Annotated in this window: 14 protein-coding genes; 10 read left to right on the forward strand and 4 right to left on the reverse strand. The window is 63.6% G+C overall.

Translation table 11 applies throughout. The annotated features are described in order from the left end of the window. Positions 1–6: 6 nt before the first annotated feature. Positions 7–1,095 carry a lytic murein transglycosylase B gene (gene mltB, locus LNV07_RS13845; protein WP_263571753.1) on the forward strand — a complete coding sequence of 363 codons (1,089 nt, stop codon included), beginning with the start codon at positions 7–9 and terminating at the stop codon, positions 1,093–1,095. Here the strand turns inward: mltB and LNV07_RS13850 are convergent. Continuing rightward, positions 1,078–3,558, reverse strand: a complete 2,481-nt coding sequence (locus LNV07_RS13850) for a DNA internalization-related competence protein ComEC/Rec2 (RefSeq protein WP_263571754.1) — start codon at positions 3,556–3,558, stop codon at positions 1,078–1,080. The genes mltB and LNV07_RS13850 overlap by 18 nt on opposite strands. Before the next feature lie 130 nt (positions 3,559–3,688). Between LNV07_RS13850 and LNV07_RS13855 the strand changes: the two genes are divergently transcribed. From LNV07_RS13855 to ubiM, 3 genes are all read left to right on the forward strand, one after another. Next, on the forward strand, positions 3,689–4,162 hold the full coding sequence (locus tag LNV07_RS13855; protein WP_263571755.1) for a RidA family protein: 474 nt from the start codon (positions 3,689–3,691) through the stop codon (positions 4,160–4,162). Next, positions 4,162–4,653: a disulfide bond formation protein B gene (locus tag LNV07_RS13860; RefSeq protein ID WP_263571756.1), complete on the forward strand. Its 492-nt coding sequence runs from the start codon at positions 4,162–4,164 to the stop codon at positions 4,651–4,653. The genes LNV07_RS13855 and LNV07_RS13860 overlap by 1 nt, the downstream gene beginning before the upstream one ends. 67 nt (positions 4,654–4,720) lie before the next feature. Then, the gene (gene ubiM / locus LNV07_RS13865; RefSeq protein WP_263571757.1) at positions 4,721–5,974 is read left to right on the forward strand and encodes a 5-demethoxyubiquinol-8 5-hydroxylase UbiM; all 1,254 of its coding nucleotides are present in this window, start codon (positions 4,721–4,723) and stop codon (positions 5,972–5,974) included. Here ubiM and LNV07_RS13870 read toward each other — a convergent pair. Next, positions 5,971–7,851 (reverse strand): gamma-glutamyltransferase family protein, encoded by a 1,881-nt coding sequence (locus tag LNV07_RS13870; protein ID WP_263571758.1) that lies wholly within the window; start codon positions 7,849–7,851, stop codon positions 5,971–5,973. The genes ubiM and LNV07_RS13870 overlap by 4 nt on opposite strands. 192 nt (positions 7,852–8,043) lie before the next feature. Between LNV07_RS13870 and LNV07_RS13875 the strand changes: the two genes are divergently transcribed. Next, complete coding sequence (locus LNV07_RS13875) at positions 8,044–9,186, forward strand: GGDEF domain-containing protein (RefSeq protein WP_263571759.1); 1,143 nt, start codon at positions 8,044–8,046, stop codon at positions 9,184–9,186. A gap of 173 nt (positions 9,187–9,359) precedes the next feature. Here LNV07_RS13875 and LNV07_RS13880 read toward each other — a convergent pair whose 3' ends face one another. Then, on the reverse strand, positions 9,360–10,355 hold the full coding sequence (locus LNV07_RS13880) for a GlxA family transcriptional regulator (RefSeq protein ID WP_263571760.1): 996 nt from the start codon (positions 10,353–10,355) through the stop codon (positions 9,360–9,362). Positions 10,356–10,454: 99 nt separating this feature from the next. On the opposite strand from LNV07_RS13880, the gene LNV07_RS13885 reads away from it, so the two are divergent. The 5 genes from LNV07_RS13885 to LNV07_RS13905 all read left to right on the forward strand — a co-directional run bounded on the left by LNV07_RS13885 (position 10,455) and on the right by LNV07_RS13905 (position 15,721). Further along, positions 10,455–11,351 (forward strand): alpha/beta fold hydrolase, encoded by an 897-nt coding sequence (locus tag LNV07_RS13885; RefSeq protein WP_263571761.1) that lies wholly within the window; start codon positions 10,455–10,457, stop codon positions 11,349–11,351. A gap of 63 nt (positions 11,352–11,414) precedes the next feature. After that, positions 11,415–11,828 (forward strand): hypothetical protein, encoded by a 414-nt coding sequence (locus LNV07_RS13890; protein WP_263571762.1) that lies wholly within the window; start codon positions 11,415–11,417, stop codon positions 11,826–11,828. Between the two features lie 49 nt (positions 11,829–11,877). Further along, positions 11,878–12,327 carry an MAPEG family protein gene (locus tag LNV07_RS13895; protein WP_263571763.1) on the forward strand — a complete coding sequence of 150 codons (450 nt, stop codon included), beginning with the start codon at positions 11,878–11,880 and terminating at the stop codon, positions 12,325–12,327. A 590-nt stretch (positions 12,328–12,917) separates the two neighbouring features. Continuing rightward, on the forward strand, positions 12,918–15,353 hold the full coding sequence (locus LNV07_RS13900; protein ID WP_263571764.1) for a PAS domain-containing sensor histidine kinase: 2,436 nt from the start codon (positions 12,918–12,920) through the stop codon (positions 15,351–15,353). After that, complete coding sequence (locus LNV07_RS13905) at positions 15,350–15,721, forward strand: response regulator (RefSeq protein WP_263571765.1); 372 nt, start codon at positions 15,350–15,352, stop codon at positions 15,719–15,721. The genes LNV07_RS13900 and LNV07_RS13905 overlap by 4 nt, the downstream gene beginning before the upstream one ends. Positions 15,722–15,941: 220 nt before the next feature. On the opposite strand, the gene LNV07_RS13910 is transcribed toward LNV07_RS13905, so the two are convergent. Beyond that, a complete protein-coding gene (locus LNV07_RS13910; protein ID WP_263571766.1) occupies positions 15,942–16,964 on the reverse strand; it encodes an FAD:protein FMN transferase in 1,023 nt (340 codons plus the stop codon). Positions 16,965–17,061 lie beyond the last annotated feature (97 nt).

Consider the following 17,061-nt stretch of genomic DNA (forward strand, 5'->3'; position numbering starts at 1 on the left):
ATACCGATGTACAAGCTCAGCGCCCTCCTTCTCCCGATTCTTTCGATCGCCCTGCTCTCAAGCTGCCCCGATGCAGCGGCCAAAAACACGAGCAAAAAGAAAGCCAAAGCCGCCAACACCAGCAAGGTTCATGACAAGGCGCCGCAAGCCTTCGGCGAACGCGCCGATCTGATGCGCTTTGGCGCCGACTTGGCCGCCGAACAGGGCTGGGATGCCGCGCTCTTGCAGGCTCAGCTGGCCCAGGCCAAGAGCCACCCGACCGTGCAGCGCTTGATCATGCCCGGCCCGCCCGGCAGCGCCAAAGACTGGGGCGCCTACCGGGCCCGCTTTGTCGAGCCGAGGCGCCTGCAGGCCGGGCTGGAATTCTGGGAACAAAACGGCGCCGCCCTGGCGCGAGCCGAAGCCCTGTACGGCGTGCCCGCCGAGTTGATCGTCGGCCTGATCGGGGTCGAGACCTTTTACGGCCAGATCACCGGCGGCTTTCGGGTCATCGACGCCTTGAGCACGCTGGCCTTTGATTTCCCCAGCGGGCGCAGCGACCGCAGCGCATTTTTTCGCGCCGAGTTGGCCGAATTCTTCAAGCTCTGCCGGCGCGAAGGCCTGGACCCCTTGAGCGTCAAGGGCTCCTTTGCCGGCGCGATGGGTTGGCCGCAATTCATGCCTAGCAGCTGGAACAAGCATGCCGTCGACTTTGACGGTGATGGTCATGTCGATCTGATCCAGAGTCCGGTCGACGCGATCGGCAGCGTCGCCCATTACTTGGCCAGTTTTGGCTGGCAGCGCGGCATGACGACCCATTACAGCGTCGCCCTGCCGGTCGAGACGACGGCGCGCGCGCTGCTGCTGGCGCCCGACATCAAGCCCAGTTTCAGCGTCGCGCAATTGCAGGCGGCCGGCGCGCAGCCGTCCGAGGCAGCACTTGAACATGCCGGGCCATTGGCCGTGATCGAACTGCAAATGGGCGCGGCCGCGCCGGTCTATTGGCTGGGCAGCGAGAACTTCTATGCGCTGACGCGCTACAACTGGTCGAGCTATTACGCGATGGCCGTGATCGAAATGGGCCGCACGCTGCAGACGCTAAGGCAGGCTCGGTAGTTCGGCCGGCTCGGAGCCAGGGTCGGGCGCTAACTGCCAAGGTCCCTGCAGACCTGCCGGCGACTCCGCTTGCCAATGCCAGTAACGCCTGGCCTGCTCGCGCTGGCATTGGCCGAGCAAGTCACCACTGCGCCAGCGCCAGGCGCCGCATTCAGCCGAGCCGCGCACCTCGATGTCGCGGGCCTGGTAGCGTGCCAAAACAGACGGTGCCGGATGGCCAAAGCGGTTGCGGTAGCCCGCCTGAATGATCGCCCAGCGCGGCGCCACGGCGTCCAAGAATGCGTCGCTGCTTGATGTCTTGCTGCCATGGTGCGGCACCATCAAGACCTCGCTTTGCAAGCTACCGACGGCCCGGCGCTCAATCAGCGCCAACTCCTGCGGCGCCTCCAGATCGCCGGTCAGCAGCGCGCTATGACCCGAGGCCGAAGTCAGCCGCAACACGCAGGACATCGCATTGCTCGTCAGGGTCTGCAGGTAATTGGCCAGTTGCGGGTGCAAGACCTCGAAGTGCACACCGTCCCAGACCCAGCTCTGCCCCTCCACGCAGCGCCGCTGTGCCACATGGCTGCGCAGCAGCGGATGGCCGGTTTCGAGCGAACTGCTCAGCTCGGCCACCGGCAGCCCGGCCAGCAGCGAGGCCGCGCCGCCGGTATGGTCGCTGTCGCGGTGGCTGAGCATCAAGAGATCAAGCCGCTTGACACCCGAGGCGAACATCAGCGGCAACAGCACCCGCTGGCCGGCATCCGCGCCGGGCCCATAAGCAGGGCCGCTGTCATAGCCCATTTGATGCGTGGCGGTCAGCACCAGCACGGCGGTGCCCTGGCCAATATCGGCCACCAAGAGTTCGAACTCGCCCGGTGCGGGGCGCGGCGGCGCCGGCCAGAGCATGGGCAGGGTCAAGACCAGCCCGATCGCGCGCAGGCGCAGCGGCAGCGGCAAGACCAGAAAAACTGCGCCCAGCAGCCCCAAGGCCTGCGCCCATGGCGGCGCCACCGGCACCGTCCAGAGGGCCAAAGGCCAGGCCGCCAGCCAGTGCAGGTAAGCCATTAAAAGTTGGACCGCGCCATCCGCCAATTGCCATAAGGCGGGGACAAGGGCGCCCAGCATGGCCAGCGGCGTGATGACGAAACTGACCCAGGGAATCGCCAGCAGATTGGCCAGCAAACCGACCAGGGAAATCTGTTGAAAGAACAGCAAGCTCAAGGGTGCCAGGCCGCCAGTGGCCACCCACTGGCTGTGCAGGCCGGCGCGCAAATGCTCGCGCCAGCCTTTCTTCACCGGTGCTTGCTCATCACCGCTGGCCATCAGCAAACCCACCGCCGCGAAGGACAGCCAAAAGCCCGCCTGCCCGATCGCCCAAGGGTCGACCAAGGTGACCGCCAAGGCCGAGATCAGCAGACACAAGGGCCAGGGCCAGCGCAGGCCCAGGCTGCGCAACAAGGCCAGCGTGACCAGCATCCAGACGGTGCGCTGCGCCGGCACGCCCCAGCCGGAAAACAAGGCATAGGCCAGGGCCGCCAGCACGCCCGCCCAGCGTGCGATATTCGGCGCCGGCCAACGCAGGCATAGGCGCGCGCTGCGCCGCCAACCCCAGGCGAGCAGCCATTGCGCGGCCCAGGCAAACATGGTCACGTGCAAGCCACTGACGCTGAGCAAATGGCTGACGCCGGTGGCCCGGAACAGCGCCCAGTCGGCCGAGGCAATCGCCGCCTGATCGCCCAGACTCAGGGCGGCCAGGATGCCGGCATGGGTCTTGTCGGGCACGCGCCGCATCAAGGCTTCACGCAGACCCGAGCGCCAGGCATTCAGCGACCACCAAGGCGCGGCCGCCAGCCGCAGGCCGCCCATCGGCCGCACCACGCCGCTGGCGCGCAGGCCCTGCTCGAACATCCAGAATTCAAAGTCGAAGGCATAGGGGTTCATCAAACCATGCGGGCGCTTCAGGCGCAGCAGCAGTTGCCAGCGTTCGCCGGCGCGCAGCAGCGGCGCGGCCGCGTCGTCGCCCTGCGCATACCAGGCCAGCGCCAAGCGCGGCGGCAAGCGCAAAGCGGGTGATTGCCGCGTGGCACCGGCGAAAGCCTCCTCGACCTCGAACTCAAAGCGCCAACCCGCCGCGCCGAACATGCCTTGCGTCGCGATTGGCAGCGAGTCGACCCGGCCCAGCACCAGCACATCACGGCCCTCCCAGGCCGCGGGCAAGCTCTCGCTCAGGCGCAACTCGGACCGCCAAGCGGCCTGCACAAAGGCCAGCAAGCCGACGGCCAGCGCCAGGCAAAGCGCGGCCGGGGTGATCGCCGTTGCCAGCAAGCGGCGCCAAGCCCAGGCTGCGCCCAGCATGAGCAGCAGCAAGCACAGGTATTCGGCGGCGCTGGGTAAACGGGCGCATTGCTGCAGCAGGCTCAGGCCCAACAGCCATGCGGCGGCCGGCAGGGCTAGATGGATGGCTTCTGATTTATGTGCCATAGGGGGCAATGCGACGCGGCTTGCTCGGCTTGCCTTGCTCGGCGCCGAGTCGGCTCGGTGTAGGATGCGCGCCACCTGATCCTACCCATACACTGGCGGCAGAGCCAGTCAATCAACGCGAGTCCACCCCATGAACGCCACCCCCATCTACAGCAAGCTTCAGACCCTGGGTATCGAGTTGCCGCCGCTGGCGGTGCCGGTTGCGGCCTATGTGCCGTTTGTGCGCACGGGTAATCTGATTTTCCTGTCCGGCCATCTGGCCAAAAAAGACGGCAAGGTCTGGACCGGCCAACTCGGCCGCGATGTCGACACCGCCACCGGCAAAGCTGCCGCACGCGCGATCGCGATCGACCTGATGGGCACCTTGCACGCCGCTTTGGGCGATTTGAACAAGGTCACCCGCATCGTCAAGCTGATGAGCTTGGTCAACAGCACCGGTGACTTCACCGAGCAGCACCTGGTCACCAATGGCTGCTCCGAGTTGCTGGCCGAGGTCTTCGGCCCCGCTATCGGCGCCCATGCCCGCAGCGCTTTTGGCGTCGCGCAAAACCCGATGGGCGCTTGCGTCGAGATCGATCTGATCGCGGAAGTGGCGGCCGACTGATGTTCCTCAAACGTTCCAGATTCCCGGCCCAGGCGCTCGCCGCCATCTTCTTCATCAGCCTCGCAGCCGTCGCCGCCGCCTTGGTGGCCCAGCATCAATTCGGGGTCAAGCCTTGCCCCTGGTGCGTGATGCAGCGCGGCGTGTTCTTGTTGATCGGCCTGGTGGCCGGGCTGGGATGGTTGCTCAGACGCCATCGCAGCATTCGCAGGGCCGGCCTGATCTTGATCGCCGGTCTGGGCGTGGCGGGGGTGGCTGCGGCCGCCTTCCAGCATGAGGTCGCCGCCAAACTCGCGTCCTGCGACATGACCTTCGCCGACCGTTTGCTGAGCGCGCTTGATCTGGAAACCCTGCTGCCCTCCGTCTTCATGGTCACGGCCTCTTGCAGCGAGGCTGCCGCCTACCGTTTGCTGGGCCTGCCTTACGAGGTCTGGAGCGGCCTGCTGTTCGCCGCCATCGGCGTCGCCAGCCTGATCGCCGTGAAGAAGCGCTGACCCAGGTCAAGGCTTGCATGGGCGTGGCCGGCTACCCTTGCGGGCTTAGCCAATCTGGGCCACGCGCATGCAATCAGTCAGCCATTCGAATATTTCACCTCAGGCCCCGCAAGAAGTCTTGATCGTCGGCGCCGGCCCGGCCGGTCTCGGCATGGCTTGCGCGCTGGCGGATGCCGGCATCGCCAGTTGCGTGCTGGAGGCCAATAGCCTCGCCTCGATCGAGCAGCCGGCCGAAGACGGCCGCGAGATTGCCCTCACGCACAAAGGCATCGCCATCCTGCAGGCTTTGGGCCAATGGCAGGACTTGCCGGCCGCCGAAATTGCGCCGCTGCGCCGCGCCCATGTCTTCAATGGCGACAGCCCGGATCACCTGGCCTTCGACGCCGAGGGCTCGGGCCGCGAGGTGCTGGGCAGTCTGGTGTCCAACCATTGGCTGCGCAGGGTGGCCTATCAAGGCGCGCTGAAGCGGCAGGGCTTGATCACGATCCGCGCCGACAGCCGCGTCTGCGGCCTCGAGATCGGGGCAGAAGCGGCCAGCCTCACGCTGAGCGGCGGTGAACGCTTGACGGCCCAGTTGCTGATTGCCGCCGACAGCCGCTTCTCAAACATCCGCCGCCAGGCCGGCGTCGGGGCGCAGATGCGCGACTTCGGCCGCAGCGTGATCGTCTGCCGTATCAAGCACGCACAAGCCAACCAAGGCATCGCGCTCGAGTGTTTTCACTACGGCCACACCTTGGCGATCTTGCCGCTCAATGGCGATTGCAGCTCGCTGGTGCTGACGCTGCCGGCCGACCGGGCCACGGCCATGATGGCCTGGGACGAGGCGCAGTTCATGCAATGGGTGAGCAGCGAATTGCGCGGCCGGCTGGGTGATCTTGAGCCGGTCGGCGCTCGCCATCTCTACCCGCTGGTGGCCACCTACGCGCACCGCTTTGCCGCCCAGCGCCTGGCCCTGGTCGGCGACGCGGCCGTCGGCATGCACCCGGTCACCGCGCATGGCTATAACTTCGGCTTGTACGGCCTGAGCTTGCTGGCCGGCCTCTTGGCCGAGGCCAAAAAGAAGGGCCAGGATTTGGGCGGCTCCGCAGCACTTCAGCGTTATGCCAGCGAGCACCGGCGCAATACCTGGGCGATCTACCAGGGCACCAATGCGGTGGTCAAGCTCTTCACCGACGAGCGCCCGGCCGCCCGCCTGCTGCGCCGCGGCGTGCTGCAAGCCGCTCAAGCCTTGCCGCCTGTGAGGGCCGCCATCAGCGCCCAGCTGACGGGGCGCCAGCCGGGCCTGCTGCGCCAGCTGCGCAGCCTGGTCGGCGCGAGTTAGTCGCCGCGCACCACGCCTTCACGGCGCGGGTCGGCGCCGCCCAGCCAGCCGCCACCGTCCTTTGCGGGCCGGCGCATGATGGCTTGCGAGCCACTGGTCAAGTCGCGCTCGACCACCTCATGGCCCAAGGCCCGCAGGCCGGCCGCGGTGCCGGCCGGGAACAGATTGGGTTCCAGCAGCGTTGGCCCATTGAAGGCGCCGAAATTGGGCAGCGAGATCGCCTCTTGCACATTCATCTCCCAATCATGGGTGGCGATAAGCATCTTGGCGACATAGTGAATGATGGCCGCACCGCCGGGCGATCCCAAGCTCATCAACAAGCGCCCGTCGCGGCGGTCGAACACCAGGGTCGGCGCCATGCTGGAGCGCGGCCGCTTGCCCGGCTCCAAGCGATTCGCGACCGGCTGACCGGCGGCGTCGCGCGGATTCAGCGCGAAGTCGGTCAGCTGGTTATTCAGCAAGAATCCGCCGACCAGACCGGTCCCGCCGTCACTCATGATGCGCGAGCCAAACACCGACTCCACCGTCGTCGTCATCGACACCGCCCGCCCTTCGGCGTCGACCACGCTGATGTGGCTGGTGCCGTACTCGGGCTGTGCAGCCTGCGGGGCATAGGCGGTTTTGAGCAGCCCCGGCTGGCCGGGCTTGGCCACCCCGCTGCTGCGCGGGCCGATCAGGGCAGCGCGTTGACGCAGATAGTCGGGCGCCAACAAGCTGGCCCAATCGCCACCGGGTGCGGCCACAAAATCGGGGTCGGCGACGAACTGAGCGCGGTCGGCAAAGGCCAGATTGGCGGCCTGCGCGTAACGGTTGAGCCAAGCGGCGCTCGGCAGGCCCGCATCCAGCGACTGCGCGGCGCTTTGCTGCGCCGTCATACCCAGCATCTGCATCACGGCAAGGTGGCCCGACGAAGGCGGCGGGAAGCCACAAACCCGCCAGGTTTCGCGCCAATCGCTACACATTGGCTCGCGCCACTTGGGGCTATAGCCGGCCATATCGGCCTCGCTCAGCAAGCCCGGATTACTGGCGTGGCCGCGCACCCGGCGCACGATGTCGGCCGCGACCGGGCCGCGCATAAAGGCCTCGGAACCACCTTTGGCCACCTTTCTCAAGACCTCGGCCAGGGCGGGGTTGCGCAGCAGCGTACCCACCGGCAATGGCGCCCCGGCCGCATCGAAAAAGTACTTGGCGGCCTGCGGGTCGCGCTTGATCTGCGGGTCGCCACTGAGCATTTGATGCATACGGCTGCCAAGCTCGAAGCCGTTCTCGCTCAGCCTGATGGCCGGCTCGAACAGCCGCGCCCAGGGCAGCTTGCCGTACTTGACATGCGCCTGCTCCAGCATGCGCAGCAGACCCGGCGTACCGACCGAGCGGCCACCGACCACCGCCTGGACATAGTTCATCGTTTGCCCGTCGGGCTTCAGGAACAGCCGCTCGTCGGCGGCGGCCGGTGCGGTCTCGCGGCCGTCCAGCGCAACGACTTGTCGGCCGTCCCAATGCATCAAGAAAGCGCCACCGGCAATGCCGCTGGATTGCGGCTCGACCAGAGTCAGCACCAACTGGGTGGCGATGGCAGCATCCAAGGCGCTGCCGCCGGCACGCAGCATCTCGTAGCCGGCATCCGCCGCCAGCGGGTGGGCGGCGGCGACCGCGAAGCGCTGTGCGGCCCAACCGGGCTTTTGGCTCCAGCCGCTGGGGCCTTCGGGTTGTACGGGTATGGTGGAGCTAGCCGCTACGGCAGTCGGACTCGCCGCCGGCACTTGAACAGTCGCGGGAACCTGAGGAAGAGGCGTCGAGCAAGCCGTCAACCACAAAGCAAACAAGGCGGGCAAAGCGGGCAAGGGCCAACAAGGCCTGGCATTGAATAGAGAATTCATCGTTGCTGATTTGACTCGTAGCGAAAACCGCTGCGATGGTAGCGTGACCTGCCAGTGAAATTCACGCATAACACTTCATTCGAATGGATGGGGGTAAAGTTGCACGCCTTACACCACACCGCCAACACCCATCGCCGGCCCAGCCATCGCGATCATCGAAACGCGGTCTCGGCCGCTTCGGACGCTTAGTCAATGCCCTTGCTCGTCAGCCTCCAACTTGCCCTGTATGTGCTGCTTTGGGCCTTGGCCAGCGCAGCGCTGAAGGACGAGCGACGCGCCATTTTGCAGTGGATGGGCTATGCCCTGGCCAGCGCCGGCTCGGTCGCCTTGCTCGGCTGGCGCCCCGATGGCCCTATATGGCTCACGCACACGGGTTCCAGCGCGGCCTCGCTGCTGAGTCTCATGCTGGCAAGCCGAGGGGTGCTGCTTTTTCTGGGGCTGCGCCCGAATGACCGTCTATCCATAGCCCTCGCTGGCGCGGCCGCCATGGGCCTGGGGTGGGTCGGCCCGTCTGACACAGCCTCGCGCTTGGCAGTCGCGGGCTTCTTCAACATCGTCGTGATCGTCGGCGGCTTTGTGCAATCGAGGCCGGCCTTCATGCGCGAATTCGGCTTGCGCCTGGCCGTCGCAGCCACCTTGCCTTCGCTGATTTTGATCGGCATGAATGGCTATTTCCTGATCCTCGGCCTGTTGGGCAGGGCGCCCGTCATCAGCGCGCAAAAAGGGGAACTGCCGATGGCCATCTGGGTGGTGACGCTGGTCAGCGCGGCAGCGTTCAACTATCTTTTTTTATTTCTGGTCGGCTTCAGAATGCAGCAAAGCCTGCAACGCCAGGCCACCCACGATGTGCTGACCGGCCTGCCCAACCGCCGCGCCATGGCCCAAAGGCTGCAACTGGAGTGGGACCGCTCGCAGCGCTACGGCAAACCGTTCGTGGTGATCAGCGCGGATGTCGACCATTTCAAAAGCATCAATGACCGCTATGGCCACGCCTTAGGCGACCAGGCCTTGATTGCGGTAGCGCGGGCCTTGCGGGCCAGCGCACGCGACTCCGACCATGTCAGCCGTGTCGGTGGCGAAGAGTTCTTGATCCTGATGCCCGAGGCGCAGATGGCGTCCGAAGGCCTGCCCAAGGCGGAGCGGCTGCGGGCCGCGATTGCGAGGCTGGAGCTCATGGCGCCGAGCGGCGAGAAGATTGCCCTGCACGCCAGCTTTGGCGTGTCGGGCTGGCTGGCCTCGGACCAAGACCGGGAACAGGTATTGCGCCGCGCGGATCGGGCGCTGTATGAGGCCAAGCACAAGGGCCGTGACCGCGTGGTGCTTCAGCCGGACTGAGAGGGTGAGAACTTTTTACTGCGCGGCCGCCATGCGTCGTTGGCCGGATGCTCGGAATCCTCACGTACATGGAGTACGTTCCGGTTCCTGCGCTCCGTCCGCCTAGCCTGACGACCGCTCGCTACAAAAGTTCTCACCCTCTGAGCCAGCATCGGTCCACATTTTCCATTGACTCAGACCCGCAGTCCAAAGCGATTGCGGTAGTCGCGCGGCGTCAACTGGGCCCAGCGTTTGAAGACCTTGCTGAAGGTCGATACATCCTCGTAGCCGCAGCGCAGCGTGATGTCTTGCAAGGACAGTTGGGTGGACTCCAGCAGCCCACGCGCGCGCTCCACCCGCAACTGCTGCACATATTGAATCGGCGTGCAGCCCTGCACCAGATGGAAGCGGCGCAGCAGCGTGCGCGGGCTGGTGTTGCAGTAGGCGGCCAGCTCGGGCAGCGTCCAGTCCTGGGCCAAGCGCTCGGTCAGCCAAGCGCGGGCGCGTTCGATCACGACATGACCGGCGCCTTCTATCATCGCGCTGGCGATATAAGGTGCTTGGGAGGCGCGCTGCGCATCCATCACCAGCACCCGCGCCGTTTGCTGGCGCAGGTCTTCACCGCCGAAGTAAGCGATTAGCCACAGCGCCAGGTCAAAGTAGGAGGTGATGCCGCCGGAGGAAACAAAGCCGCGGTCATGCACCAGCAACTGCTCCGCATCCAGCTCCACCAGCGGGTAATGGCTGCGGAAGAAGGCACTCAACCACCAGCTGGTGGTGGCCCTATGTCCGTCGAGCAGGCCCGCAGCGGCCAGCAAGCAGGTACTCGAACAGGCGGACGCTATCAAGGGAAGCTCGGCCTCAAGACCCTGCAAGACCTTTTGCTCCTCACCCGCCGCCTCGATGACCGTCGCCAAGTCGCGCACATTGTCGTGATAAATGCCCGGCAAGAGCAGCACGTCCGGGCGGCTGCGCTGCAGCGGTTTGAGCTCGAAACTCAAGCCGCCGAGGGCAAAGCTTTTGCTGCGCGCCGTCAGCCACTCGAGCTCGAACGAAACCCGCTGCGTGGCCGGGCGAATCCGCGCCAGGGTATTGGCAATGCGGAACACATCGGCCGGGCCCACCGCGCCACTGGGCAGGCAGCCCGGGTAGACCAGGATGCCCACCGAAACCTGTTTGGGGGAATTCATGACTTGTCCAAAAAAGACATAACAATGTCATTTTAGCCACTTTCGCAAAACCACGGCCAAACGGACACTGACATCGTTCCTTCCCACCCGGAGTCCTTGATGTCAGCCACCACGCTCACAACCCACGCCAGCCATCCAGCCGAAGCAGCTACGAACAGCGCTGTTTTGCGGCATGCACAGGTCAAGGGCCTGAACATCGCCTACCGCGAAGCCGGCGACCGCAAGAATCCCACCTTTGTGCTCTTGCACGGCTTCCCCAGCAGCTCCTTCATGTACCGCAATCTGCTGCCGCTGCTGGCCGAGCGCTTTCATGTGATTGCGCCCGACTATGTCGGCTTCGGAGACTCGGCAGCACCACAGCCCGGCGACTTTGAATACAGCTTTGACCACCTGGCCGAACATGTCGAAGCGCTGCTGCAGCAACTCGGGCTTGATCGCTACTACCTCTATATGCAGGACTACGGCGGCCCGATCGGGCTGCGTCTGGCGACGGCCAAGCCGCAGGCCGTGTTGGGCCTGGTGATACAAAACGCCAACAGCTATGTCGAGGGCATCAGCCGCCTCACAAGCGAGGCCTTTATGGCGCTGTGGCAAAGCAAAGACGAGCGCGGCGTGAGCCAGTTGCTGGCACCCGCGACGGTGCAATACCAATACGCGGCGGGCAGCCGCAAGCCGGCCGATCTTGACCCCCGCACCTGGACCCATGACACCGCCTTGCTGAGCCGACCGGGCAGCGCGCAGGCGCAGATGGCGCTGTTTCGCGACTATCAGAACAACCTCGCCAAATACCCGCAATGGCAGGCCTATCTGCGCGAGCAGCAACCGAAGACGCTGGTGGTCTGGGGCGATGGCGACCCGCTATTCACTCCCGCCGGCGCGGACGCCTATGGCCGCGACCTGCCAGACCTCGCCATCCACCACCTCGACACCGGGCATTTCGCCCTCGAGGAAGACGCCGCCTTGATCGCCGACCTGATCTTGACCTACTTTTCTTGAACGCAGCCGAAACAGCGGTGACCCGCAACTGGTCGATTATTTACTCGCATAGAAAGAATCATCATGAACACACATCACATTCCGTCCCTGCTGCTGAGCGCCCTGCTGATCTCCCTGACCGCGCCGACGCTGGCCCAGGCACAGGTGCAGGAAAAAGTCCTCAGCCGCCAACAAGTCATCCAGGAGACCGAAGCCCATTTGGCCATGCACGACTGGGATTCGATCAACAGCGTATGGCGGCTCAAACCCGGCATGGACCTGCCCAAAGCCCCGAGTTCACGCGAAGCGGCCATCGCCAGCCGGGAGCAATTCCTGCAAACGAATCGCTGGGAAGAAAACCGAGGCGCATGGGTCGCTGTCGAGGGCGCACCCCGAGTGATGAGTCGGCTCGGCCGCCATCAAATGCAGCTCGAAACCGCCCGCTTCATGCTGACGCACCGCTTCGACGAAGCCAGCAAAACATGGCGCAGCATCTAGGAGGCACGGCAGGCTCCAGGCTCCAAAATTTTTGTATCGGAAAACCAATATGAGCTCATCCGTACTCGCTTACACCGCCCTGCCCGCTTTCACGCTGGCGCTGGTGGCGCTGTTCACCAAAACCACGCTGATCAGCGTGCTGCAGGTAGTCAGCCGCGTGCGCGCCGGCATCTACCCGATCCCGGAAGATGCGCGCCTGATGCGAAGGCGGACGGCGGATGCCGAGGCCGACTTTGTGCGCCGCTGCGCCAATGTCTGGCGCAATGACACCGAGAACCTGCCGCTGTTTTTTGCGTTAGCGTTCGCCTATACGCTGCTTGGCGCCCCGGCCGAATCTGCCGCGCAGTTGTTCGGTGCCTATGTGCTGCTGCGCTACGCCCACACGGTTGTCTTCTTGCTGGGCTTGCAGCCTTGGCGCACGGTGCTCTATTTACCTGGCCTGGCGGTTTGCTGGGTGATCGCGTGGAAGTCGTTGCTGCTGGCGGGGCTGCTGGGCTGATACAGCCGGTCAAGTCGGCATCGCGGTCACGCAGCAGTCTCCTTGCTAGCGACCAATACAAGTAGACAATGGCGCGATTCAACCATGGTGGCATGATGCGGTCGCGACCCGATCTTCTGTGTTTTCCGGAGGATTCAATGGGGGCTGCCACGCTCGCTTGGCGGAAAGTACACGGCCGACTTTTTTCGATCACTCGCCGAATCTGGAGGTCAACTCCGTGCCCGTTGCGGGCGTCCAAAGTGCCGACATCTAAGTCGAGGATGCAGCGATTCCGGTCTTTCGGAAGTTCAATTGGCTTGCCCGACACTTGACATTTACTTCAGTCGGACTCGTGACCGAGTGGGACTTACACCCACAGGAAAGCGCCGCCTTTGCACCGCGCACCGCGATAGAAGTTGTTGGGGATTTGGCCGTGAATGGCTCTAGAAGACTCACTCCGGTCACACAGCTATTGGATTTGGCTGCCAGAAACCTATTACTCACGGCGGCGCAGTATTGGAATTTGAATTTCGTCAGATCGGAAACCAACATACGAATTCTTCGATCGGCATAATTAAGACGTTTGTCAATAAGCGCACCGCAGGGCGACCATGAGCACAAATAACCATCAGCAGGAAAATTCCAATTCTGCCTTGCAGGTCGATCCCGCAAATGCTGCATCAGTCCTGCGTCAACGGGCCGAGGCTATTCTGCAAGAACGGGCAGATAAGCTCCAACCGCAATCGCCCGAAATGATAAAGCTGGCGTTGCACGAATTGCAGCTACGCCAGATTGAGTTGGAGTTGCGAAACGAGGAACTGCGCCAAGCGAAGGATCAAGCAGGCTATGTCGATTTGTACGACTCTGCGCCAGTAGGTTACTGCACCATTAGTGAAAACGGTGTGATCCAACAAGCTAACCTGACCATGGCGACTCTGCTGGGTGTGGCACGCAATGCACTGATAAAGCAGCCAATTAAAAAGTTCATGTTCGGACAAAACTCGGACATTTACGACCTGATGCAGCAGAAGCTCCTCAAGACGGGTGAACCCAATGCGTGTGAGCTGCGAGTTATCAAGTCTAACGGGGACCAACATTGGGTTCATTTTGCGGCCACGGTCGCGCAGGATGAAAACGGTGGTGTGCTGCTGCATGTCGTGATCAGCAGCATTGATGAACTGAAGCGGGCTCAGGTACTGGCTTTATTCCAGGCTCAGATAAAGGCGGCTCGGCGGATTCAGGGGTTGGTTGATGGGTCAATGGACGCCATCATCTCCATTGATGCCAATATGGATGTGGTTCTATATAACCCAGCAGCGGCAGAGACATTCGGGGTGCCGGTCGAAGAGGCCATGGGGCGTTCTATTGAGCAATTCATACCATCCCGGTTTCGTGAAGTACATAGCAAGCATGTACACGCTTTTGGTGAACAAAGCCAAACCACGCGTCGTATGGGTAATCTTGGGCAGCTTGTTGGATTGCGTTCCAATGGCGAGGAATTCCCCATAGAAGCCTCAATTTCATTTATCGAGATCGACGGCGAGAAGGTTTACACGGTCATCCTTCGCGACATCACCAAGCGCAAGAAGACCGAAGAAAACCTGCGGGAGAGTGAATACCGCTGGCGGTTTGCCATTGAAGGCTCGGGGGACGGCTTGTGGGACTGGGACATTCAAAACAACCATGTTTTCTACAGCGCGCGCTGGCTGGCCATGCTGGGCCTGGAAAACGAGGCGGCGGGCCGCGACCCGCATGTATGGAGCTCCCACCTGCATCCAGAGGACAAAAGCCGCGTGCTGGCGCAAGTGCAAGCGCACCTGGATGCACAGACGCCGCACTATGCCAACGAACACCGCGTCATTTGCAAGGATGGCAGCACCAAATGGATGCTCGGGCGCGGCCTGGTTGTTCAAAGGGATGACGAGGGGCGGCCGCTGCGCATGATCGGAACCAACAGCGACGTCACCGAGCGCAAGGAGGCGGAGGCGGTATTGCAGGAGAAAGAGCGTCTCCTGTTGGAGTCCCAACGCATTGCCCGTATTGGCAGTTGGTCCTGGGCTTTCACCGGCCCGATCAAATGGACGGACGAGACGTATCGCGTTTACGGCGTCTCACCGAAAACCTTCATCCCGACCATTGAGGCGCTGGTCAATCTGATTCATCCTGAAGACCGTCCGACAATGAAGGAATGGGTGCGCGCCTGCGGTGCGGGAGAACAGCCTGCTGAGCTTGAGTTTCGCTGCGTCTGGCCCGACGGCACGGTCCGGCTTCTCAGTGGTCGTGGCGGGCGGATTGATGACGCCGAGAACCGACCCACCCACATCGTCGGCACGGTGCAGGACATCACCGAGCGCAAGCGGACTGAGGTCGATCTGCAGCAATCCTTGCTTGACAAAGACGCCCTGCTCAAAGAAGTCCACCATCGCGTCAAGAACAACCTGCAAGTCATCAACAGCCTGCTGCGCCTGGAGGCCGGTCGCAGCTTGGTAGCCGACACCAAGGAAGTGCTCGGGTACATGCGCGGTCGTATCCGCACCATGGCGGAACTGCATGAGTCCCTGTACCGCTCTGGTACTTTTGCGTCAGTGGATTTAGGGGTATTTCTGAGTCGAGTAGCGACGCAGGCGTTCAAGACTCAAGAGCTACACCGCGACGCGGTGCGGCTCACTTTGAGCCTGGGCTCGGTGCAGTCATGCATGGACCAAGCCACGGCGGCGGGGCTACTGCTCAACGAGTTGATCGCCAATTGCCTGAAACATGCTTTTCCCGAGGGACGAGCAGGTGAAGTAAGCGTGGCGTTGCAACCAGCAAGCGACCAAGGCAACCCACCGGATGGCCGCTGGTGCTTGGGGGTGAGCGACACCGGTGTGGGCCTGGCCCCAGACTTTGACAACAAGCGCAAAGCCTCGCTCGGCCTGCAACTGGTAACTGACCTGAGCCAACAGCTCGGCGGCACCTTGGTGATAGACGCGGTACCCGGTGCGGGCGCTCGGTTCAGCGTTGTGTTTGCCGTGCAAGCACCAGCAGCACTGGTGATGCCGCCATGATCAAACGCAAAAATCTGGTTGTCGAAGACGAACGGCTCATTGCCCGCGATATTGCCATGCAACTCTGCGACCTGTGCTACGAACCGCTTGGCCCGGCGGGCACTGGCGAGCAGGCCATTGAGATGGCTGGAGAGTTACGGCCCGACCTGGTGCTGATGGACGTGCACCTGGGCAGTGCCATGGATGGTATTGCCGCGGCCCAGGGCATCCGCACACAGTTTGATATAGCCACGGCTTTCCTAAGCGCCTTTTCTGGCGATGCGGATAGGGCAAGAGCCCAACTCGCAAAGCCCGCTGGCTATCTGGCAAAGCCATTCGAGGAGCATGAGTTGCGCGAGGTCATCGAGGCGGAGTTCAAAGACGGCTGACAGCGCAGTCGGGTCTGAATTTGGCCTTCCAGGAAGCGGCCCATCACGGTGGTCGGCTTCCAGCCTTCCGGCGTCGGGCGATCTCGCTTGATGGGCGACTGCAACGGGCACCTTGCAGTCGCCCCCCCCGAGCTAGCAAAGATCATCGGCACCTGCGCATCAACGAGCAAGCACGGACACCCACGCTGAACGCGATTGTTTGCACCCAGCGACGCGAACCTTACTCTGCCGTCAAGCCTTGCAAGGCCGGACTGAGAACCTCCCGCCAGTTCGGCTCCCTCAACACAAACAGGGCAGCCAACCCGAGTTGCGCCGCCAAGGTCGGTCCGGCAGTAGGCCCCAAGACCAGCAAGGCGGTCGCCCAAGCATCGGCCAAACAGCAGCTCGGATGCAGCACGCTGACGCTGGCCAGGCCATGCCCGATCGGCTCGCCGCTGCGCGGGTCCATGGTGTGTGAGCGACGCAGTCCTTGCGCGTCGACGAAGATGTGCCGGTAGTCGCCGCTGGTGGCCACCGACAGCCCATGCAAAGCCAGCGCCATGTCCCTCAACCCATTGGCGCCGGGCACGCCTTCAAGCTGCACCCACCAGGGCTGGCCATTGGGCTTGAGGCCGCTGCCGCGCAGCTCACCACCGACCTCGACCAGATGGTGAACGAGGCCACAGTCGAGCAAGAAATCGGCCAGTTGATCGACCGCAAAGCCCTTGGCGATGCCGCACAGATCCAGTTCCAGGCCGCCCGGCTGCCAGACTTCAAAGTCGCCGCTGGCTTCACGCAGGGTCAGGTCTTGCCAACCGATGTTGGCAGGCGCTTGCACGCCGGCTGGCGGCACAAAGCCCGGCGCGTCATGGCGCAGACCGGCGCCAAAACCCCATGCCCGCACCAAGGCCGCCGCCGTCGGATCAAAGGCGCCGCCGCTGGCCCGCGCCACGTCTAAGGCCATGATCAAGACCTGGGCGCAAGCCGGAGAAATGGCGACCCAGCTGGCCGGTTGAGCTCGCCCGAAGCGACACACATCCGAATCCGGCTCCCAGGGGCTCATGCGCGCCACCACCTCGGCCAGCCGGGCCTCCAGACCGCGCCGCACCGGCGCGCAGTCCAGCGCACGCGGCCCATAGAACTTGACGTTCCAACGGGTCCCCATGCTCAGGCCGTCGAGTGCATAAAGCTGCTCGCCCAGGACGGGCGTAACCGGGTCAATCCGCGCGGGCAGCAGCACGCGCCTTTCCATCGTTAGGGTCATCGCGATTTAGAACTTGTCCGTGAATAGAAGGGCTGAGGGAGGCGAGGTGATTTGGGCGCAGGGCTAGGCGCAAAGCGCAGCGATACCCGCTGGTATC

Origin of the sequence: Roseateles oligotrophus, from assembly GCF_025717515.1 — a bacterium.
Taxonomy (GTDB): domain Bacteria; phylum Pseudomonadota; class Gammaproteobacteria; order Burkholderiales; family Burkholderiaceae_C; genus Paucibacter_A; species Paucibacter_A oligotrophus.

Excerpts from the sequence above, each read along its gene's own strand:
- mltB (WP_263571753.1), top strand. The coding sequence starts at position 7 with ATGTACAAGCTCAGCGCCCTCCTTCTCCCGATTCTTTCGATCGCCCTG.
- LNV07_RS13850 (WP_263571754.1), bottom strand. The coding sequence starts at position 3,558 with ATGGCACATAAATCAGAAGCCATCCATCTAGCCCTGCCGGCCGCCGCA.
- LNV07_RS13855 (WP_263571755.1), top strand. The coding sequence starts at position 3,689 with ATGAACGCCACCCCCATCTACAGCAAGCTTCAGACCCTGGGTATCGAG.
- LNV07_RS13860 (WP_263571756.1), top strand. The coding sequence starts at position 4,162 with ATGTTCCTCAAACGTTCCAGATTCCCGGCCCAGGCGCTCGCCGCCATC.
- ubiM (WP_263571757.1), top strand. The coding sequence starts at position 4,721 with ATGCAATCAGTCAGCCATTCGAATATTTCACCTCAGGCCCCGCAAGAA.
- LNV07_RS13870 (WP_263571758.1), bottom strand. The coding sequence starts at position 7,851 with ATGAATTCTCTATTCAATGCCAGGCCTTGTTGGCCCTTGCCCGCTTTG.
- LNV07_RS13875 (WP_263571759.1), top strand. The coding sequence starts at position 8,044 with ATGCCCTTGCTCGTCAGCCTCCAACTTGCCCTGTATGTGCTGCTTTGG.
- LNV07_RS13880 (WP_263571760.1), bottom strand. The coding sequence starts at position 10,355 with ATGAATTCCCCCAAACAGGTTTCGGTGGGCATCCTGGTCTACCCGGGC.
- LNV07_RS13885 (WP_263571761.1), top strand. The coding sequence starts at position 10,455 with ATGTCAGCCACCACGCTCACAACCCACGCCAGCCATCCAGCCGAAGCA.
- LNV07_RS13890 (WP_263571762.1), top strand. The coding sequence starts at position 11,415 with ATGAACACACATCACATTCCGTCCCTGCTGCTGAGCGCCCTGCTGATC.
- LNV07_RS13895 (WP_263571763.1), top strand. The coding sequence starts at position 11,878 with ATGAGCTCATCCGTACTCGCTTACACCGCCCTGCCCGCTTTCACGCTG.
- LNV07_RS13900 (WP_263571764.1), top strand. The coding sequence starts at position 12,918 with ATGAGCACAAATAACCATCAGCAGGAAAATTCCAATTCTGCCTTGCAG.
- LNV07_RS13905 (WP_263571765.1), top strand. The coding sequence starts at position 15,350 with ATGATCAAACGCAAAAATCTGGTTGTCGAAGACGAACGGCTCATTGCC.
- LNV07_RS13910 (WP_263571766.1), bottom strand. The coding sequence starts at position 16,964 with ATGACCCTAACGATGGAAAGGCGCGTGCTGCTGCCCGCGCGGATTGAC.